The organism is Arenibacter lacus, from assembly GCF_008711145.1.
In the GTDB taxonomy this organism is placed as follows: Bacteria; Bacteroidota; Bacteroidia; order Flavobacteriales; family Flavobacteriaceae; genus Arenibacter; species Arenibacter amylolyticus.
Window position 1 is genome coordinate 59,137 of the sequence record NZ_VVIN01000009.1, and the last position, 17,793, is coordinate 76,929.

The window sequence follows — 17,793 nt, forward strand, 5'->3', positions numbered from 1 at the left end:
TTCTAGCCGCTAGCTTAGTGCGATAAGGCACTACCACATAAATTTGTAGCACTTAGCGTTATAAGAACCAGATTACAAACGAAGTAGAACCCAACGCGACCCTATTAAGGAACCAAGGAAATGGGTCCTTCCGGAGAGTTTAAATTGATTCTGGTAATGCTATGGTCGGTTTCACTTACTGGTATCATTTTTCCTTTAAATTGGATCTTTTCATTATTCTTCCTCGTCACTGTAAATTCAATATCCAGACCATTAAAACTTCCGCTTAAGGGGTTACCATCCCGGATAGTATCGTTATCATGTTGTTCCTCCCCGTTAAATACACCCGATGGTACGTTTCTATTAGCTGCATTTGGCTGCAGGTCCATACGGTATTCCCCATTGGTTCCTTCTACGGGCCATGTGGCATTAAATCCGGGAATAAAAACAGTTCCACCACCGTCACTTGAGCTACAGCCTACACATGCAAATACCATGATAGCTATAATCATAATTCTAAACAAGTTAAGAGTTTTCATATCTTTTGGATTTAAATTATTAATACTTACCTATTATTCACTGATTTCTACCCTTAGGTGGGATAGAAACGGATTTATTTTTCCGTGCATAATATCAATTTGCCTTCCAAGGTCGTCTGTTGTTTCTTTGACACTTTTTAGGATACTGTTCCTCATTTTTTGTTTTTCATTTTTCCCGGCAGAACTTTCACCATATTCCCAAATAGCCACTCGCACCTTATCCAATTTCAGAATATAGGTAATATGGATATCGTCCAGGATACTGCTAAAGATATCTTCCAGTTCCCGTCCCCTTGGTTCTGCCCAGTATGCTATAAAGTCCAGATGATATTTGGCCCTATTGGCCGTAAGGAGATCAAAAACATCATTGTAGGCAAAGATGGTCTTCCCTAGAGCTTCAAAATAATTTTTGTCGCTGAAGGCAAAACGGGATATATCCTGAAACCTGTTTTTAACATCCGTTACGCGAACCATATAGGTAGACAACACCCCCGAAATAATATTGTATTGTTCTTTTTTTGCCGCTAACAGTTCTTTGGCGTGTAACAGATCTACCAACTCCTTCATATACTTTTTTCGGGTTTGGTTATCGCGTATTAACCCTCTCCCTATGAGAACACTCCCTTTTCTCAATATCACTTCGTTTAAACTTTGGAACGTAACCGTAACCTCGTAGACTCCGCTATCTATATCGTCCTTTACCTCTCCAAAAATGACTACCCCTGCCCTGTTGGCCGCCAGGCTATCTTTGGAGGCACTGGGTATATTGGCAATGTCCCTTACTTCCCTTTGTAAGTTTTGATGTGCCAGTACCCTATTGTAACGCCTTCGCTCCAATACTGTATAGAGTCCCGAATTGATGAGTTCGGTTTCAAAATCGTTGGTCAGCATGGTCGCGATAGGCTTTAAGGCCGGCTCCGAAACGCTGAAATCCCAGACGTAAACAATGGAATCGTTACTATTGGGTGGGGGCACCATGGCTTTCCCCTTACTAGGAATAGCAATTAAGAATAAACCCATAAAAAACACCAGGCCTATATTTTTCATTCTTTACGATTTTTGGTTCCAGCTTGCCATATCAACAATGTATTGGATGCCCAAGACAAAGGAGCCCGTGCACAATCGACACATTTTCTGGTGGGGGGAAATGGCGTACTACTAACAGACAATCACCTTAAAGGCACAAGGGTATCTGTGTATTGTCCTTGGTAATCAATTTATCGGTAGTGCATTTATCCAGACCATCGTATATTTCAAAATGATGGCTCATCGTTTTCTTTTTTATCTTCACGGTTATGGATACAAGGCCTCTACTGATTATTTCTGCCTTTTCTCCATCTACTAAAACGTTGGCCTGCACCATGTTGGAGGGGACCATCAATTTTACCGTGTAGCTTTTATCGGCTACCGCTGTTTTCTCCTTTTCATTGATTACCTCATCTTTTTTACTATCAGGTTCAGAGCTATCTTTTTTTAAATGCTGAGGGGAATCGATCTTGTGTTCGTTTACAAGTATCGTATCCAGGGCATTTTCCATTCCATTTATTGGCTCCGAGGTATTTATTACCTGGAAGGTTACCACCCCTATCACAAGAACCGCCACCAACAGCGCCATTCGTTTAATGGTCTTGGATCTCTCTTTGGTCGGTTCTTCCGCACCAGTGCCTACGGGAAGCTCGGGCAATTGATCCGCTATCGCATCTCCCTCGTTTGACTTATTGTGTAACAAATCCAACTTCACTTTTTCCTCTACCAGTTCATAGAGTTGTTCAAAGTCCGATTGAATATGCCTATCGGTGGTAAGGGTATTAATGTCCTTAAGAATATGCGTAAGTCGTGCTATATTCCCCCTTATCTCCGTATAGAGATTAAGATCGTCCGTTACTCCCTGAATATTGGAAAGCTCCTTCAATTCCCTGATTTTTGCATTCAGGTTTTCGGTTTCATTTTCCCAGTACTTCAACAAGTCCAACCGATCTACTGCTTTGGCTATTTTTACCTCCTCCAAGACCACCGGAAAAATACGCTCATAAAAATCACGGTTCCTAAATATCTGCAGCAACTCGAACATGCAGTTTTCGGACCGGAGGTACTTATTGCTTATAATTAGAATTATATATTTTCCCCGACCAATGTCCTCCATAAAAGTTTTGATACGCCCCTTATATCCCAGATCATTTTTGTCTCGAATAATACGTAGGCCCCTTTTTTGAAATTCCTTTTCAATCGCTTCCGCAATTGCTTCGCTTTCGGAACCCCAGGCGTATGATATATATATGGATGGCATAAAATTGCTTTCCTATAACTACAGAGAAATTATCTTAACCAACTATCTATAGTTCCTTTATTTATTACTAACACCCTATAATTTACAATTTTCCTTATTAAAATAACGGTATTTATGTGTTTTTAGCAACAAATACTGTGTGATTAGCAATAAATTACAAAATGACCGTTATCGCCTGGCAAAACGTAAAAATCCATACCCACTATGAGATTTCTCATCCTTTTCCCTCTCTTGCTCTATCATTGGAAAACCGACTATACATTAATTATACCCACTCATACATTTTTTTACTTTGTACTGGGAATAACTTTCTAACTTATGATGTCTTCACGGAAGTCCGACTTTAAGATTAATAAGCTGTAATCCAACACTGGAAGGGGGCAATTTATCGGCTATCGCCTACGACCACTTTGGAAGTCTACAGAACTATTGATTGCGTAATTGAAACAAGTATTTAAGTAAGTACTATGAGTCTATCGGCCCTTTTAGGAAAGAAATCCAGACCTCGAATATTCATATGTTACCGTAGGGGTGGCGAAGGTGCGGGATTTGGTGGCCGTATAGCCGATAAACTGGTGAAGCATTTTGGCCATAGTCAATGCTTTAGGGATATTGAGGACATAGAAAAGGGCACTGATTTTGTGGAGAGTATTAAACACGCCACCAGTATTTGCGATTTGTTATTGGTAGTCATTGGGCCGGACTGGGTAAGTATGAAAGATGCCCATGGGGTTCCTAGACTCCAGGACCCTCAAGATTTTGTCCGTTTGGAGGTAAGTACCGCCTTAGCTCGGAATATCCGGGTGATTCCCGTATTGGTAGGAGGGGCAAAGATGCCCTTGGAAGATGAATTACCGGACGATTTAAAATCGCTCGTCAGGAGGCAGTCGCACGAACTAACGGACCAACGCTGGGATTACGATTCGGACGAATTGATAAGATCCATAGAGTCCATTGGCATTAGAGGTAGATCCCCAAAGGAACAGGAAGCCCGTAAAAGGAAACAGAAAATCATAGTGGCTGTGGTGGTCACTACCTTTGTGATTCTAATTACCCTTGGTATTGGTTTTATGTGGAAGTCACAGACCGACAAAAAGCCTATTAACGGTGATCAATCTAATATTCCAGCCCAACTTCTTACCACCGATCCAATTCCTACGGAGAAGGAGAATAAGAATGCTGTTAAACCCGTTAAAACGGTAGAAAAGAAAGCACCTGATTACAGTCAGGAAATTGTTGCTATTAAAAAATCCATACAATTGGGATCCAATCTGGAATCCCTGGCAATGGCCACCTTGGACCCTACGCCTTTGGGTCAGGTTTTTTCCGAAGATGCCCTTCAGGATTATGAAGATATTTTATCCGAATTTTATTTGATGGGGATTTACAACCTGAACACCTTGGAAAATCAGTCCATTGGGAACATAGAAGTCTACCAGGAGGGCAACGGGCTTAAAGCTGAGGCCAGTGTATCCGAAACTTGGTCTACCCATACGCATAGGACCTCGGATCATTTATGCTTGGTGCATCAACCTTCGCGTAATGCCCCTCAAACTGTATATCTGGAAAAAAAGAATAACAATTGGTTCATTTCTTCCATTGTACAGCACAATAACACTCCCCCCGTAACCACCCAATGCGGACAGTACAATTGTCCCCTGTTGGCCGGACTCTAAGAACGTTGTAAGGGGAAGTTTTCTATAGTTGTATAATCTTAGTTTTGGCACCTTTTTTCTTCACCTCTTCTAACATATGCTTGGTTCCCCCTGGGCCATCTTCTCCTTTTCCGTCCCATAGGGCCAATAAGGTAAGATTACGATCCCCATAGGACAATGCGGTGTTTAACAACCATAAATTATTCCGTTCCCAAAAGGTGTATCCTTTTTTACCATATAACCACACAGGAAGTTCTTTGGACTCGGCCAATATACTTACCTCCGTATCCGCATCCTCATACAGCGCATAAAAACGGTCTACCCAACTACTCCCCGCAAATTGAACGGACTCTACAATGTATTTCTCCGGGGGGAGTGCTAAATACATTTTCCTTTGAACTCCCAATTCCTTGCAGATTTCCAGAAATAGAATATCCCCGCCACTAGCCCCTCCGGAAATACCGATCCATTCCTGCTCCGACGGGCTCTTGTTAACGATCTCTGTTATGCCTTCCTTAATTCTACGGCGTACCTCGGGTTCCAATTCCTTAGGGAAGCGAGGAGTTTTTCTATCTTCCCCATCTATCATATGCCCGGTAAAAAGCAGCACTTTTTTCACCTTGTTGGACGATTCATCCGAGTTTCCGAATACTTCCAAGGCGGGCGTAACGTTCTTGGACATAATGTTCAGTTTTTGAAATAATACGAGTTGTCTCTTAGCTGCATCAAAATTAAGATCAGATCCAGATTCGATAGCACTGCAATATAGGTGTTTTACCCGTTCGGGGTTATTAATGGTCAATACTGCGAGGTCTGCCAAGGTGATTAGTACCCAAGGATCGGTTAGATTATCCCGTTCCAGGGCTTTTTTTGCCGAGAACGCCGCTCTTTTCACCGTTATGACCAATTGATCAAATTCCTCCACATACCTATCCAGGGCAATTTTCGCATCCAGGGCCGTATCAAACTTAGACTCCCAAATAGCGACTTCACGTTGTGCCAATGCTATTAATGTTTTAAGGAGACCTAGCGCATTTACACCGGAATAGAAGTGATTTAAATCCTCATCATAGCCCTTGGAATAATTCTTATAAGCCTTAAGCAAGGAAGACGATCGGATTGCTTTCTTTCCCATTTCCTCAGGTTTCAGCATAATCCAACGCCTCACCCATTTCGTTTTTTCGTTACGCGCTCTAAGGGCATAGGCCTCTGCTCTTTTATTCCTATTCAGTATTGAAAATTGATCGAACAGCCTATTGATGGCCAATTCCGATTTAGCCAGTAATTGATGGGCGATATCCGAATTTTGTTTCACCTCTATATCTCCCAATCGATGGTATATAGTGGCCAAATATTCATTGGCTTCCAAGTCATTCGGATTATTTTTTCGGATATGTTCCCATACCTCCTTGGCTTCGGTATAATACTTGGATCTATATTGAATGTCTCCTACCATTCTTAAGGCCGGTATTTGCCATGAAAAGAACTTAGCTTCGGCAGCCAACAGGGACAATTTTCCCCTATGTCCCGTTTCTTTTGCCAAAAATACTTCCTTGCGGTAGTCTAGCGGAACTGCCAAAAAATGTTCTGGATTTTGGGCAGTAAGTTTGGGAAGCATAAGGAATACCGGACTATCGGTCCTATTGGAAATTAGGGTTTGTTTAAGGGCCTCCGCGAGCACTTCTACACTGGATTCCAAATTATCCTGTTCATAGGCTATGTACCGATCTGTCTTTAGGTCGAAGGGCACTTCGTCTTTTCGGCATCGTATCAGGATCGTTTTCTTTTCCCTAAGGGCATGGCGAATTCCCAATTCATAAAAGACATTGGCATTGTGGATAGAAATATCGGCAACAACCACCTCACTGGTAAGCAACAATTGAAACATATCCTGACGAATGTTTCCCGCCTCCAAAATAACCCCCGTTGTATACCCCTTAATCTTGGCCTTTTCCAAGGCTGGGAGAATTAAGCGCTCCTGGACTTCATCAAAATTAATTCCCTCCTTTATTCCAAAAGGCCTAACAATAAACGCTTCCATACTTTTATTCTATTTTACAAAAGGCCCCAAATGATCTAGGTTTACTTGAGATATGGCTGTCTGGGCTCCCACCTGCCGCAGATCGCTGATATGTTTTACCGAATCCATTTTCCCTACTTTTTCCGGATCTATATGTCCCAACCCCATTTCTTTGAGTCCCTCCTCACTTAGATCGGCATTGTAGCGAACATACAGGAAGTCCCTGCTCTCCTTGGTGTCAGTGCTGACCATATCCCCTAATTCCCGATCTATTTTATCCCCAAAAACACATCTACCGAACGTACGGCAATTGATATCCTGATCTACCTGAATGGCATACATAAGATTGGAGGGCAATTGCAATAAGGTGTTACCCAGGTTTCTATATTCCCCTCCAGAGGGGGCGCTTCCGGTACCCACGGAGACTACCAACAGTTTATCTTCCCCTTTTTCCCAATTGAGCCTATACCCAGGATGTGTTGCCATCCGAAATAGCAGAAATGCTGGATTGTTATAGGGGGTTACCCCACCATCCACAAACACAAAGGTTTTACTGGGATCGGCGGCATCCCATTCCAAAGTCTCCGGTGGAAAATAGGCGGGTGCGGCCGTACTTGCCCTTACCAACTGGTAAAGTTTTACGTTTTGATTATTGTCGGGTCTATTTTTATCATTGTACTTGGCCAGGGGATTATTGCTGATCGGCCATGGGGAATCCGTACTCCGGTTCATCGTCACTACGGTTAGTAATGCCTTGAATTTTCCATTGGCAATGTCCATATTGGTATCCTTCCCAAAGGTATCCTGCAACATTTCCAATAAAGGTCCGGATTCATAAAGCGACTTCCATTTTTTTAGCAAGCAGGATTTATCGAACATGTCTTTCCCCTTATCGGTGTAAAAATCTAACAACTCTTGGGAAGACATCCCTATGGAGAGTCCGGCAGCAATAATAGCTCCCGTACTGGTGCCACCAAAGTAATCGAAGAAGTCGCACAATCGGAAGTCGTCCTTTCTATTGAGCTTTCTTCTTAGATCCTGTTCTAATTTCAATAGTATTTCCAAGGTGATAATACCCCGAATTCCCCCACCGTCCAAAGCGAGGATCTTCCGCGTTTGGGATTTTTCATAGCGCTGGGACAGATTTCCCCAAAGGGAAGGATTTGTAGTTGGCATAGCGGTCTTTTATTTAGTTTGACGGTAAAGAAAAGGCTGTTGAGCAGTTCATTACATTGTCAAAAATGTTCCAGTACTAGCGTGGGGAGACACATGCTTGGGGGAAGGGTCCTTATAACATTCTGTCCTAAGGATTAGGAAGCCATGGGCTATAAAGGACGCCTTAACAAGTTAAAGTTTTATTTCCAATTCCGCAATAATAGGCAGTCGATTTCTGCTATATCCCCAAGATTTTTCATAACTTTAAGAAGATATAATCCTCTCCCCTTTTTTTCTTAAAGCTGTTAAAAGCCGATAAATGGTATTGGGCCTGCCTCAACACCTGTAAGCGTATAACCCTAAAACCTATTGTATTATGAGCGGATTAGCACGTAGTTATGAAAAGGCCATAAAAAAAGAACTCGGTGCACATGCGGCCTGGTTACCGGTGACCAATACCCTCGCGGTGGGGGATTTTGGTTATTTTGAAGGCGGAGTATTCCGCTCATTGGGCAACCTAAAAAACAAATACCCGGAGATTACTTTAGACATCGCTCCCGGACCTGCCACCAAAGTAAATTTCACTACCCAAGGAACCCGGGTCACCCGATTGGGTGCAGACGGAAAAACCACCGATTCCTTTGCGGCCTTGGGGGATGCAGAGGCAGCGTTGAAATTTAAGTTTGAAAAGGAAAACTCCCTGGTCATAAAGGCAGAAAAGGTAACGGTGGCCCAATTACAAAATATAGATGAGGTTGCCTTGGCCTTGGCCGCAAAGTCTAACTGGAGGAAAAAGTACAAGGTAGTCTCTGCCGTCTACACTGGCGAAAACTGCCTTATAATCTGTGCAAGGGAGGCAGGATCCGACTTTAGCATAAAGGGAAGCGCCCACATTCTGGGGGCGATAGAAGGCGGTAAGGCTGAGGGCGGATTTGAAACCTCGTCCTCCAATGCTAGTACATATGATGTAATAGGAGAATCTGGCGTAGTTGGGGTGAGGCTCTTTAAGATCAACCTTTTCAACAAAGTTAAATTGCTTGGGGACGACCAACTTACCCAAGACGACATTTCTATTGAAGACAATTTTGATTCGGATATCCAGGACGATTTTTAAACCATGAAATCGCTTAAGATCGAATACATCCGTTTTGACGATCTCCAGACCGGAATCCTGATGGGTAACAAGCCCTATATACTTTCCCACGGGGATTTTAACTCCTTACAGCAGGTACACACCCCCATGGGACAATTGGATCTACTGGAGGAATTAGCGGACCACCTTAGGTACGAAGGGACTACTGTAAGAACTACTGAAGAAAAATGGGAGGCCATAAAAAAATGCAGTGATCAGTTACGCACCTTATTTTATAACCTGGATGGGCTGCTAGAAGGTATTTCCCATCTGGAACTTTTTCTAAACCCTTCGGAATTGGCCTTAATTCCATTTGAATTGCTGTTAGACGCTAAGAACAAACCAATCTTTGCCTCTGGAAATGGCAAACCGTTGGTTTTGACCCGTAATTTCCGTCGGGAAACCGCTCCCCAGATTTCCGTTCCGCATACTCCCCGGGTATTATTTGTACATACCAAGCCAGATCATAAAAATTACTTGGGGCTTCCCTTTCCGGACATTCCCTTTAAGAATCACGAACAATCCCTTAATTATGCCCTGCGCCATTGGGGGTTGGACCACCAACCCATGGTCTTGGCCAACCCTACCTTTAAAGAGTTCTCCGCACTTGTCCGGGAAGCGGATAAGACAAATAAACCCTTTACCCATATCCATCTATTGGCGCATGGGTCCTTATTATTTGACCCCAAACGACCTTCCAACTTCGAATATGGAATTGCCTTCCATTCCAAGGATGGAATAGAAAATGACTACAGGCCTACTACGGCTCTAGAAATTAAATTTCTATTTGAATCCTTGGACAATTTGCCCTTTATGGTGAATTATATGATTTGCGATGGTGCCAATTTCACCAATGGCAGCAAACCGGACCGCAACCCGGTACACGCTACCTTTAAAGCCGGGGTCCCCATAGTTCTGGGATCTCAATTCCCATTATCCATGAAGGGGGCCAATTTAATTACCAAGGAATTGTACAAGCGGTTGTTTCGGGCAGAGGATATTCGTACTATTTTAGGGGATATTAGAGCAACATTATATTCCGCAGAACAGGAGTATCGGCATGATTGGATAAGCTTGGTCAGTTATACCAACCTACCCAACGATTACGAATTTCAACTATTGATGTTGAAAATGGAATATCAGCTCAAAATTTTAAACAGTATAACCAACAGCACTTTCAGGACAAATAAGGAACACCAGCTCACCAAAGACGATTTTATACGGGCTAAAGTACAGATAGAAGCATCCATTAGGGATCTGGGGGAACAGCTAAAGGCAATTGAAAATGACAGCAGTAAGGAACAGGCCTTCTTGGAAAACAGCGGACTATTGGCGAGTGCCTTTAAGCGATTGGCAGAAGTTGAGTTTAGGGAATCTCAAATTTTTGAGGTGGACACCACCTCAAAACAGCTAGAATATTTACAAACGGCCCAGAAATGGTATAAGAAAGCCGCTGATCGTAATTTATCACATCATTGGAGTATTGTACAATACCTTTCCTTGGCTTATATTTTGGAAGGTACTATTGCCACTAAGGTAGACTATTGGTATGCGGCAAGATTGGCGGCATTTACGGAGATTGCCACCCAGCATGCTCAGGATAAAAAGAGTGTCTGGGCCTACGGTAGTTTATTGGAGCTTTATTTAATAGGCAGAGCTAGTAGTGAAAAAGATTTTAGCGCACAAATTGTGGAGCTAACAGAGGAATTGGTCCAAAATGCCAAAACCATCAATAAACAGGAGGCTATTAGCACTACAAAGCATCAGCTGCTTCGCTATAGGGATTGGTGGAACTCTCCAGTGTTTAAGATTCCTGGGGAGTCGCTTGTAAAAAATCGGGATTTTTTACAATTGATCATAAATATCTTAGAAGGCCGATAAAGAAAAGCTATTCGCGTTACTATAGGGATATATGGTTTTAGGAAGGTGCGAAGGTCTCAATTCCTTCCCACCTTCCATAAGCAGCGGTATTTCCCCGTTGGTTAAATCTTTAATCTATGACTTCCGAAACTTCTCCGCAACGCAGCATGCTTGCCCCATAATACGGGTTTAAGATCCCCTCTTCTGTACTTAGCCAATACGCCCCAGCATCATTGTTCACCATGGGACAGTAATCCACATATACCTTTTGATTGATACCAAAAGATTTTACCGCATTGATTAAATAGGTAGAAAGGTGCTCAAAATGATCTCTTTGAATTTTAATATCGGAGGTCTTGGATAGCGCAAGTGCAGCTTCTTGAAGTTCCTTATCCAACAACATCCAGTGGCTATGGGCAGGCGCTTCCTTTAACAGTTTCATATCTACCTTCTGGATGCTATTAAGCAATTCCTTGGCCGCCTTCATAGAGGTTTCTGCATTGTCTTGGACCAGGGCATTTTCTATTACCATATACGCATCAAAAACGGCTTTCAATTGAGCTTGAAATTTAGCGGGAACCGCTACTCGCTCCAAGGCCGCCAACTGCTCTGTAGCATCCATCTCTAAATCCCCACCAGCATTCATCATACTCTTTTTCCCCTGTAACTGTGCCGCAGCATCTACCGTAAAAGTCCCATGGACCACCACTTCCTCCCCTGGGGTAAGTCCGCCTAAAATGGTATACTTATCCCCACTCTTAGCGCCTAGATCTACTTCTCGCATTTCAAAAATGGGCTCGTCCGGATTTGTTTTCACATATACCAAGGATCGGTTCCCCGTCCAAAGCACTGCCGATGCGGGAATGCTTAGCTGTGTTTCACTCGAGGCCATTGTAACTCCTTTTACCGTACCTACCACAAACATCCCAGGCTTAAGAATTCCCTCGTTGTTCTTTAAGGTTGCTCTAACGGCAACGGTTCTGGATTGGGTATTAAGTCGCGGATCTATAAAAGAAATGGCTGCTTCAAATTCATTTTGGGGGTAGGCATTGGAGGTAATCGCTATTTTCTGTCCCTCCTTCAACTGGGCTAGCTGATGTTCATAGGCATCAAAAATGGCCCATACCGTTTCCAGATTACTGACCTTAACAATGGGCTGACCTTGGCTGACGTAGTCTCCTTCCTCGGCCAATTTTTCGGAGACTGTACCAGAAACCGTGGCATAAATAGGGAAGTTTTCACGTACTTTTCCCGATGTTTCTATTTCCTTGATTTGATTTTCAGATAGTTTCCACAGTTGCAACTTATTCCTCACCGCCTTGTAGAGTGCTGGCTGAGAATCTTTAATAGTAGCTGCGGTTAGCAGTTCCTGCTGTGCCGCAACAAGTGCTGGCGCATAAATGGTTGCCAACAACTGCCCTTTCCGGACGGTTTCTCCTGTAAAACTAACGTTCAGTTTTTCTATCCGCCCTTCAAAATAACTGGCTTGTACCGCATTCGCCTCTTCATTAGGCATAATTTTCCCCGAAAGAGTTAATGAGCTGCCTCCCGCCTCAGCGGCATTGCCCACTACCATGGTTTGAATATTGGCTAAGGACATGGCATTCTTTGTCATTCGTATTTCGTCTGCTGCAAGTCCTTCTGCACCTGCTTCCGCAGGTATCAGGTCCATCCCACAAATGGGACAATCCCCTGGTTCTGGTTGCATAATCTGGGGGTGCATAGAACAGGTCCACATTTGAGCCTCTGTTTCTGTGCTTTCCATATTATGGGAGGCGTGCGAGTCCCCCCCTTCTTCATTGGTAGTTCCAAAAAACACATAGCCCAAGACGAGTCCCAGAGCTAAAATTGCGATATAATAAATATATTTTTTCATGATAATCTTATTTAATTTTTCCCCTGCAGCTCGCAGATTGTATGTTTTGCGCTAGGGATTGCAGCGGCATCCTTTTTTCCTTTAAAAAGATATAGCGAAAAGCCCGCCCGAGCGCCATAATATTAAATTATATATTTCTTGTACTTTATTTATTTGATGAAATAATCAACAATACTTTGCTGTTTAAAATATTCTCCAATAGCTTCTATTTGGTTGATCTCGATATTCAGCTGCAGCTCTTGCACCTCTAGTACCTCTCTAAAATCTATAGTGCCCGTTTCAAAATTCTTGAACAATATTTCGGTGGCATTCCGTGCTTGTGAAAGATTTTTTTCATGTGTATTTAAACTTATACGCGCGGCGTTCCTCTTCTTTATAGCCGTTTGCAGTTGGGCCACTAAGGTGTTTTTGGACGCTTGTTTCTGAATGCTTAGCTCCTCCTGCTTTAGCTTATTCTGCCTAGTGACGGATTTATACTTCTTATTAAAAATTGGGATGGAGACAGACACCATAGGCATAATCATATTGGGCGCCTCGTTAAAAAGCATATAGTTGACCCCTACCCCAACATCTGGCGCACTTTCTTTTTTGTTGAGTGCTTCTGACTGCTGCACTACCTTCTGCAATTCCTCAAATTTGGTCAGTTCTGGATGTAGGCTAAGACTGGCAAAATCTATTGCTACCTCCTGTTCTGGAATTGTTAAACTATCCGTCCATGTAATCCCCGAGATTTTCTCCCGATTCATAATTTTATTGAAGGTGACCAATTCTGCCTCATACTCCTGCGCTAGCACTAATTTTCTTTCGCTAAGATCATTCTGCCGCATCTGGAGTCGCAATACCGAAACCGCAGATGCCTTCCCCACCGCTACCGAGCTTAGCGCCAACTCCTCATAAACCTTTAAGAGCTGTTGATTGGCATCCAATACCTGTTGTTTTTTTGCCAATTCATATAATCGGTAATAGGATTGGGACAGAGACATCGCAATTTTTCTTTTTGCGATTTCAATCTCCAGAAAATCGGCCTCCGCCATGGCCATGGCATAATTACCACGCGCCCCTAGGGTTCCGAACCATGGAAACATTTGCATTACGGTAAACTCACCGTCTGGCATCGCCATAGGCATATGGTTCTCACCTACCATGAATCCCCCGGAAAACTGGGTGTTGGGCAGGGAGTTTACCTCGGATATTTTTTCCGTGGAAATGGCATATCTTTTTTCAAAGGCCTGGATAGTGGGATTATTCCTTACGGCCTCCTCTATAAACGTATGCAACTCTTGCCCTTGCACAACTCCGCTAAAAAACAGCAGAACCACAAGGAGCATACCTCCTCTTAGCACCTTCGCTATGGGATAACGAAGTCTTGTATTAATTATAAATTCCATTATTTCTTATTTATTATTAAGAGTACTTAGTTGTCTTTTCAATTTTGCTTCCCTTCTCCAACTGAACAAAACTGGAACAACGAAAAGGGTAATCAGTGCAATTAGCATCCCACCAAAACTAGGGATGGCCATAGGGATCATAATATCACTTCCCCTCCCCGTAGAGGTTAGAATGGGCAACAGGGCCAGTAAGGTTGTGGCCGTGGTCATTAAAGCCGGGCGAATTCTTTTACTTCCCGCTTCCACTACTGAAGAACGTACCTCTGCTATGGTCTCTGGATTATTCCTATCAAAGGTCTGGGTGAGGTAGGTGGCCATCACTACCCCATCGTCCGTGGCAATACCAAAGAGGGCAATAAACCCAACCCATACCGCTACACTTAGGTTCACGGGATTCATTTGGAACATATCCCGTAAGTTTTCTCCAAAGAAGTTGAAGTTTAAGAACCAGTCCTGGCCATAAAACCAAATCATTAGGAAACCACCGGCAAAGGCTACGGCAATCCCAGAAAACACCATTAGGGAGGTAGCTACCGAACGGAATTGGAAATAAAGGATCAGGAAAATAATCGTCAGGGCCAAAGGCACTATGATCGATAGCGTTTTTTCGGCACGCAACTGATTCTCGTACGTACCCGTAAACTCATAATTGATCCCTTTAGGAACAATGAGTGCTCCACTGGCAATCTTTTCTTGAATCAAGGCCTGTGCATTCTCTACTACATTCACCTCAGCAAACCCATCGAGTTTATCAAATAAAACGTAGCCCACCAAAAAGGTATCCTCACTTTTAATCATCTGTGGACCCTGTTCGTACCGCACTTCTACCAGCTCTCCCAAGGGCACCGGATTGCCTTTTTCCACCGGTACATAAATATTCTTAAGATCCTCTGGGTGTGCCCTTAGCTCGCGGGGGTATCTAACTCTGACCGAGTAGCGTTCCCTGCCTTCTACGGTCTGAGTTAAAGGCATACCACCTACTGCTACCTGCAAAATTTCCTGTACAGTTTCTATAGATACCCCATAACGGGCCAGTCGGTCTCTTTTAATATCTACCAACATATAGGGTTTTCCCACTATACGATCTGCAAAAACGGCTTCTACCTTAACCCCTTCAGCATGTTTTAGAATTTCTTCCAAGGCTATCCCGAAGGCTTCAATTTTCCGAAGGTCTTGCCCCATCACCTTAATACCCATAGGGGCCCGCATTCCTGTCTGCAGCATTACCAAACGGGTTTCAATAGGTTGTAATTTAGGCGCGGAAGTAACCCCCGGAAGTTTAGTTACACGTACTATTTCATTCCAAATATCGTCCGAGGATTTTATTTCGGGTCGCCAGTTTCTATAAAACTCCCCATCCTGGTCTGGAATCAGGTGCTGAATCTCCACATTAGAGGGATCTGCATATTGTGAATTCCCGTCATGGACATCAACGCTCGACTTTCTATTGGGATTTTCGACTAATCTTCCATCCCTAAGCACAAATAATCCATCTTCATTCACTTTATACCTTTCGCGTTTCCCCTCCTCGTTTAATGCATACTCTGGCTTGTACAGAATAACATTTTCATACATGGAAAGTGGTGCTGGATCCAGGGCGGACTCCGTACGCCCAGCCTTACCAACCACCGTTTTTATTTCAGGAATACTGACCACCGCCATATCCAGTTGCTGCAGTACCCGCTTGTTCTCCTCTACACCAGAATGTGGCATAGACGTAGGCATCAAAAGAAACGCCCCTTCATCCAAGGAAGGCATAAATTCCTTGCCCGTCTGCTGCCAAATCATAACACCAAATACCACAATAAGGGTGGGAATGGAAAGGAATATTAATTTATTGCGAAGCGCCCATCCAAGAATTTGGGTGTAATAATACTGGAAGAGCCAGAAGAACCCCAAGAGGCCAAAACATATAAGCCCCACAAAGAGCAGGTTCCAAAATATACTTTTATCCACTCCCAACGGACGCCAGAACTCTGCTAATAGGAAGACAATTGCCAAAGCCGAAACGGCGATATTTATCCAATTGGCGCGTTTATCGGTGAGTAATAATTTACCTGGCAATTTATCAGCGATTTGCTCATGTTTCAATAAGCCTGTAATTCCGAACCCCATTAGGATAAAACCTAACCAATATCCGAAAATTATGGCCGCTAGCCCTAAAAGGATTAGCCCTCCGTTGATAAGATAACTAGTGACTTTTTTGATACTTTTTCTTCGGAACAAATACGCTGCAAAGGGCGGAATAAGGAAGATGGCCACCATAAAGGCCGAAATTAAAGCCATGGTCTTGGTAAATGCCAAGGGTCTAAACAACTTACCTTCCGCTCCAATCATGGTAAACACCGGAATAAAGCTGATAATTGTAGTCAGAACTGCGGTAAGGATGGCTCCCGATACCTCGGCACTGGCATTATACACCACGGTGTTTATAGGCGTTTTTATTCCAGTTGCCAGAGACCGTTCCTTTTCTTCATCCAGGTGTCTGATGATATTCTCGGAAAGAATGACCCCAATATCCACCATGGTACCAATAGCAATGGCAATCCCGGATAATGCCACAATATTAGCATCCACATTAAAGTACCTCATGGCAATGAATACCATTAAAACAGCCACCGGTAAAAGTCCCGATATTAGCACAGAGGCCCTTAGGTTAAAGACCATTACAATGATGACCAGGATGGTAATGAGTACTTCCAAACTCAACGCTTCATCTAGGGTATCCAAGGTTTCCTGGATCAGTTCCGAGCGATCATAAAACGGAACAACGGTAAGCTGGGAAATGGTACCATCCGAAAGTTCTTTGGAAGGGAGTCCGGCTTTAAGCAGCTCCAACTTATCCTTTACGTTATTGATAACCTCCATCGGATTTGCACCGTAGCGAGCAGTGACCACACCCCCTACCACCTCAGCGCCCTCTTTATCCAAAATTCCTCTCCGGGGGGCAGGTCCTAAACTCACCTTGGCAATATCTTTGATCCGGATAGCGGTGTAGTCTTCCGAGGTAACCACGGCATCTTCAATATCGGCTATTGTCTTTATATATCCGAGTCCCCGCACCAAGTATTCCACCTGATTAATTTCCATGGTTTGGGCTCCGATATCCTTGTTGGTTTCCTTTACTGCTTTTACAACATCCCCAAGACCAATATTGTATTGCCTCATCAGTTCTGGCTGTACATCAATTTGATATTCTTGTACATATCCTCCGATGGAGGCAACTTCCGAAACACCACTTGCCGAGGAAAGGGCATATTTCACATAGTAATCCTGAATGCTTCGCAATTCGTGTAGATCCCAACCTCCGGTTACATTGCCGTCTTTATCCCGACCTTCTAGGGTATACCAATAAATTTGTCCTAAGCCGGTAGCATCCGGACCCAAGGACGGATTTACACCATTGGGAAGGAGGCCCGCTGGTAAGGAATTCAATTTCTCCAGAATACGGCTACGGCTCCAATAGAATTCTACATCCTCCTCGAAGATGATATAGATACTGGAAAATCCGAACATGGAAGTACTACGAATGGTTTTCACCCCGGGAATTCCCAACAAGCTGGTGGTAAGCGGATAACTAATTTGGTCCTCTATATCCTGGGGGGAACGCCCCTCCCATGGGGTATATACAATTTGTTGGTTTTCCCCGATATCGGGGATGGCATCTACGGCCACGGGATTCGTAGGAATAAAACCTGTATTCCAATTAAAAGGTGCGGTTACTACTCCTGCGCCAACAAATAGTGCCAGCAACAAGACCGCTACCAGTTTGTTCTGTATTAGAAATTTAATGCTTTTATTTAGCATGTATATTGATTGTTAAACAGTGAAACATTGATTAAAACTCTGATAGTATCAGAATATTAAAGACAACGAAATATGCCCATCATGACTTTTACCAT

General features: G+C 43.4%; 11 protein-coding genes. 3 read left to right on the top strand and 8 right to left on the bottom strand.

Features of this window, described 5'->3' with window-relative positions; genetic code table 11:
- Positions 1-104: 104 nt before the first annotated feature.
- From F1E73_RS05035 to F1E73_RS05045, 3 genes are all read right to left on the bottom strand, one after another.
- The gene (locus F1E73_RS05035; RefSeq protein ID WP_150451286.1) at positions 105-518 is read right to left on the bottom strand and encodes a hypothetical protein; all 414 of its coding nucleotides are present in this window, start codon (positions 516-518) and stop codon (positions 105-107) included.
- Between the two features lie 33 nt (positions 519-551).
- The gene (locus F1E73_RS05040; RefSeq protein ID WP_086476338.1) at positions 552-1,565 is read right to left on the bottom strand and encodes a hypothetical protein; all 1,014 of its coding nucleotides are present in this window, start codon (positions 1,563-1,565) and stop codon (positions 552-554) included.
- A gap of 127 nt (positions 1,566-1,692) precedes the next feature.
- Positions 1,693-2,805, bottom strand: a complete 1,113-nt coding sequence (locus tag F1E73_RS05045; RefSeq protein ID WP_150451287.1) for a toll/interleukin-1 receptor domain-containing protein — start codon at positions 2,803-2,805, stop codon at positions 1,693-1,695.
- 467 nt (positions 2,806-3,272) lie between these two features.
- Between F1E73_RS05045 and F1E73_RS05050 the strand changes: the two genes are divergently transcribed.
- The gene (locus F1E73_RS05050; protein WP_086476340.1) at positions 3,273-4,481 is read left to right on the top strand and encodes a toll/interleukin-1 receptor domain-containing protein; all 1,209 of its coding nucleotides are present in this window, start codon (positions 3,273-3,275) and stop codon (positions 4,479-4,481) included.
- A gap of 22 nt (positions 4,482-4,503) precedes the next feature.
- Here F1E73_RS05050 and F1E73_RS05055 read toward each other — a convergent pair whose 3' ends face one another.
- Complete coding sequence (locus tag F1E73_RS05055; protein ID WP_150451288.1) at positions 4,504-6,501, bottom strand: tetratricopeptide repeat-containing protein; 1,998 nt, start codon at positions 6,499-6,501, stop codon at positions 4,504-4,506.
- A gap of 9 nt (positions 6,502-6,510) precedes the next feature.
- Positions 6,511-7,656 (bottom strand): patatin-like phospholipase family protein, encoded by a 1,146-nt coding sequence (locus tag F1E73_RS05060; protein WP_150451289.1) that lies wholly within the window; start codon positions 7,654-7,656, stop codon positions 6,511-6,513.
- Between the two features lie 355 nt (positions 7,657-8,011).
- On the opposite strand from F1E73_RS05060, the gene F1E73_RS05065 reads away from it, so the two are divergent.
- Positions 8,012-8,749 (top strand): hypothetical protein, encoded by a 738-nt coding sequence (locus F1E73_RS05065; protein ID WP_086476343.1) that lies wholly within the window; start codon positions 8,012-8,014, stop codon positions 8,747-8,749.
- A 3-nt stretch (positions 8,750-8,752) separates the two neighbouring features.
- Complete coding sequence (locus F1E73_RS05070; protein WP_150451290.1) at positions 8,753-10,648, top strand: CHAT domain-containing protein; 1,896 nt, start codon at positions 8,753-8,755, stop codon at positions 10,646-10,648.
- A gap of 109 nt (positions 10,649-10,757) precedes the next feature.
- On the opposite strand, the gene F1E73_RS05075 is transcribed toward F1E73_RS05070, so the two are convergent.
- The 3 genes from F1E73_RS05075 to F1E73_RS05085 all read right to left on the bottom strand — a co-directional run bounded on the left by F1E73_RS05075 (position 10,758) and on the right by F1E73_RS05085 (position 17,698).
- Positions 10,758-12,503, bottom strand: coding sequence for an efflux RND transporter periplasmic adaptor subunit (locus F1E73_RS05075; protein WP_150451291.1), 1,746 nt, complete (start codon positions 12,501-12,503; stop codon positions 10,758-10,760).
- A 149-nt stretch (positions 12,504-12,652) separates the two neighbouring features.
- Positions 12,653-13,891 carry a TolC family protein gene (locus F1E73_RS05080; RefSeq protein ID WP_150451292.1) on the bottom strand — a complete coding sequence of 413 codons (1,239 nt, stop codon included), beginning with the start codon at positions 13,889-13,891 and terminating at the stop codon, positions 12,653-12,655.
- A gap of 6 nt (positions 13,892-13,897) precedes the next feature.
- Positions 13,898-17,698: an efflux RND transporter permease subunit gene (locus F1E73_RS05085; protein ID WP_150451293.1), complete on the bottom strand. Its 3,801-nt coding sequence runs from the start codon at positions 17,696-17,698 to the stop codon at positions 13,898-13,900.
- Between the last annotated feature and the right edge of the window lie 95 nt (positions 17,699-17,793).

What these genes read in the sequence shown, in the direction of transcription:
- F1E73_RS05035 (WP_150451286.1), bottom strand. Translation starts at nt 518, where the DNA reads ATGAAAACTCTTAACTTGTTTAGAATTATGATTATAGCTATCATGGTA.
- F1E73_RS05040 (WP_086476338.1), bottom strand. Translation starts at nt 1,565, where the DNA reads ATGAAAAATATAGGCCTGGTGTTTTTTATGGGTTTATTCTTAATTGCT.
- F1E73_RS05045 (WP_150451287.1), bottom strand. Translation starts at nt 2,805, where the DNA reads ATGCCATCCATATATATATCATACGCCTGGGGTTCCGAAAGCGAAGCA.
- F1E73_RS05050 (WP_086476340.1), top strand. Translation starts at nt 3,273, where the DNA reads ATGAGTCTATCGGCCCTTTTAGGAAAGAAATCCAGACCTCGAATATTC.
- F1E73_RS05055 (WP_150451288.1), bottom strand. Translation starts at nt 6,501, where the DNA reads ATGGAAGCGTTTATTGTTAGGCCTTTTGGAATAAAGGAGGGAATTAAT.
- F1E73_RS05060 (WP_150451289.1), bottom strand. Translation starts at nt 7,656, where the DNA reads ATGCCAACTACAAATCCTTCCCTTTGGGGAAATCTGTCCCAGCGCTAT.
- F1E73_RS05065 (WP_086476343.1), top strand. Translation starts at nt 8,012, where the DNA reads ATGAGCGGATTAGCACGTAGTTATGAAAAGGCCATAAAAAAAGAACTC.
- F1E73_RS05070 (WP_150451290.1), top strand. Translation starts at nt 8,753, where the DNA reads ATGAAATCGCTTAAGATCGAATACATCCGTTTTGACGATCTCCAGACC.
- F1E73_RS05075 (WP_150451291.1), bottom strand. Translation starts at nt 12,503, where the DNA reads ATGAAAAAATATATTTATTATATCGCAATTTTAGCTCTGGGACTCGTC.
- F1E73_RS05080 (WP_150451292.1), bottom strand. Translation starts at nt 13,891, where the DNA reads ATGGAATTTATAATTAATACAAGACTTCGTTATCCCATAGCGAAGGTG.
- F1E73_RS05085 (WP_150451293.1), bottom strand. Translation starts at nt 17,698, where the DNA reads ATGCTAAATAAAAGCATTAAATTTCTAATACAGAACAAACTGGTAGCG.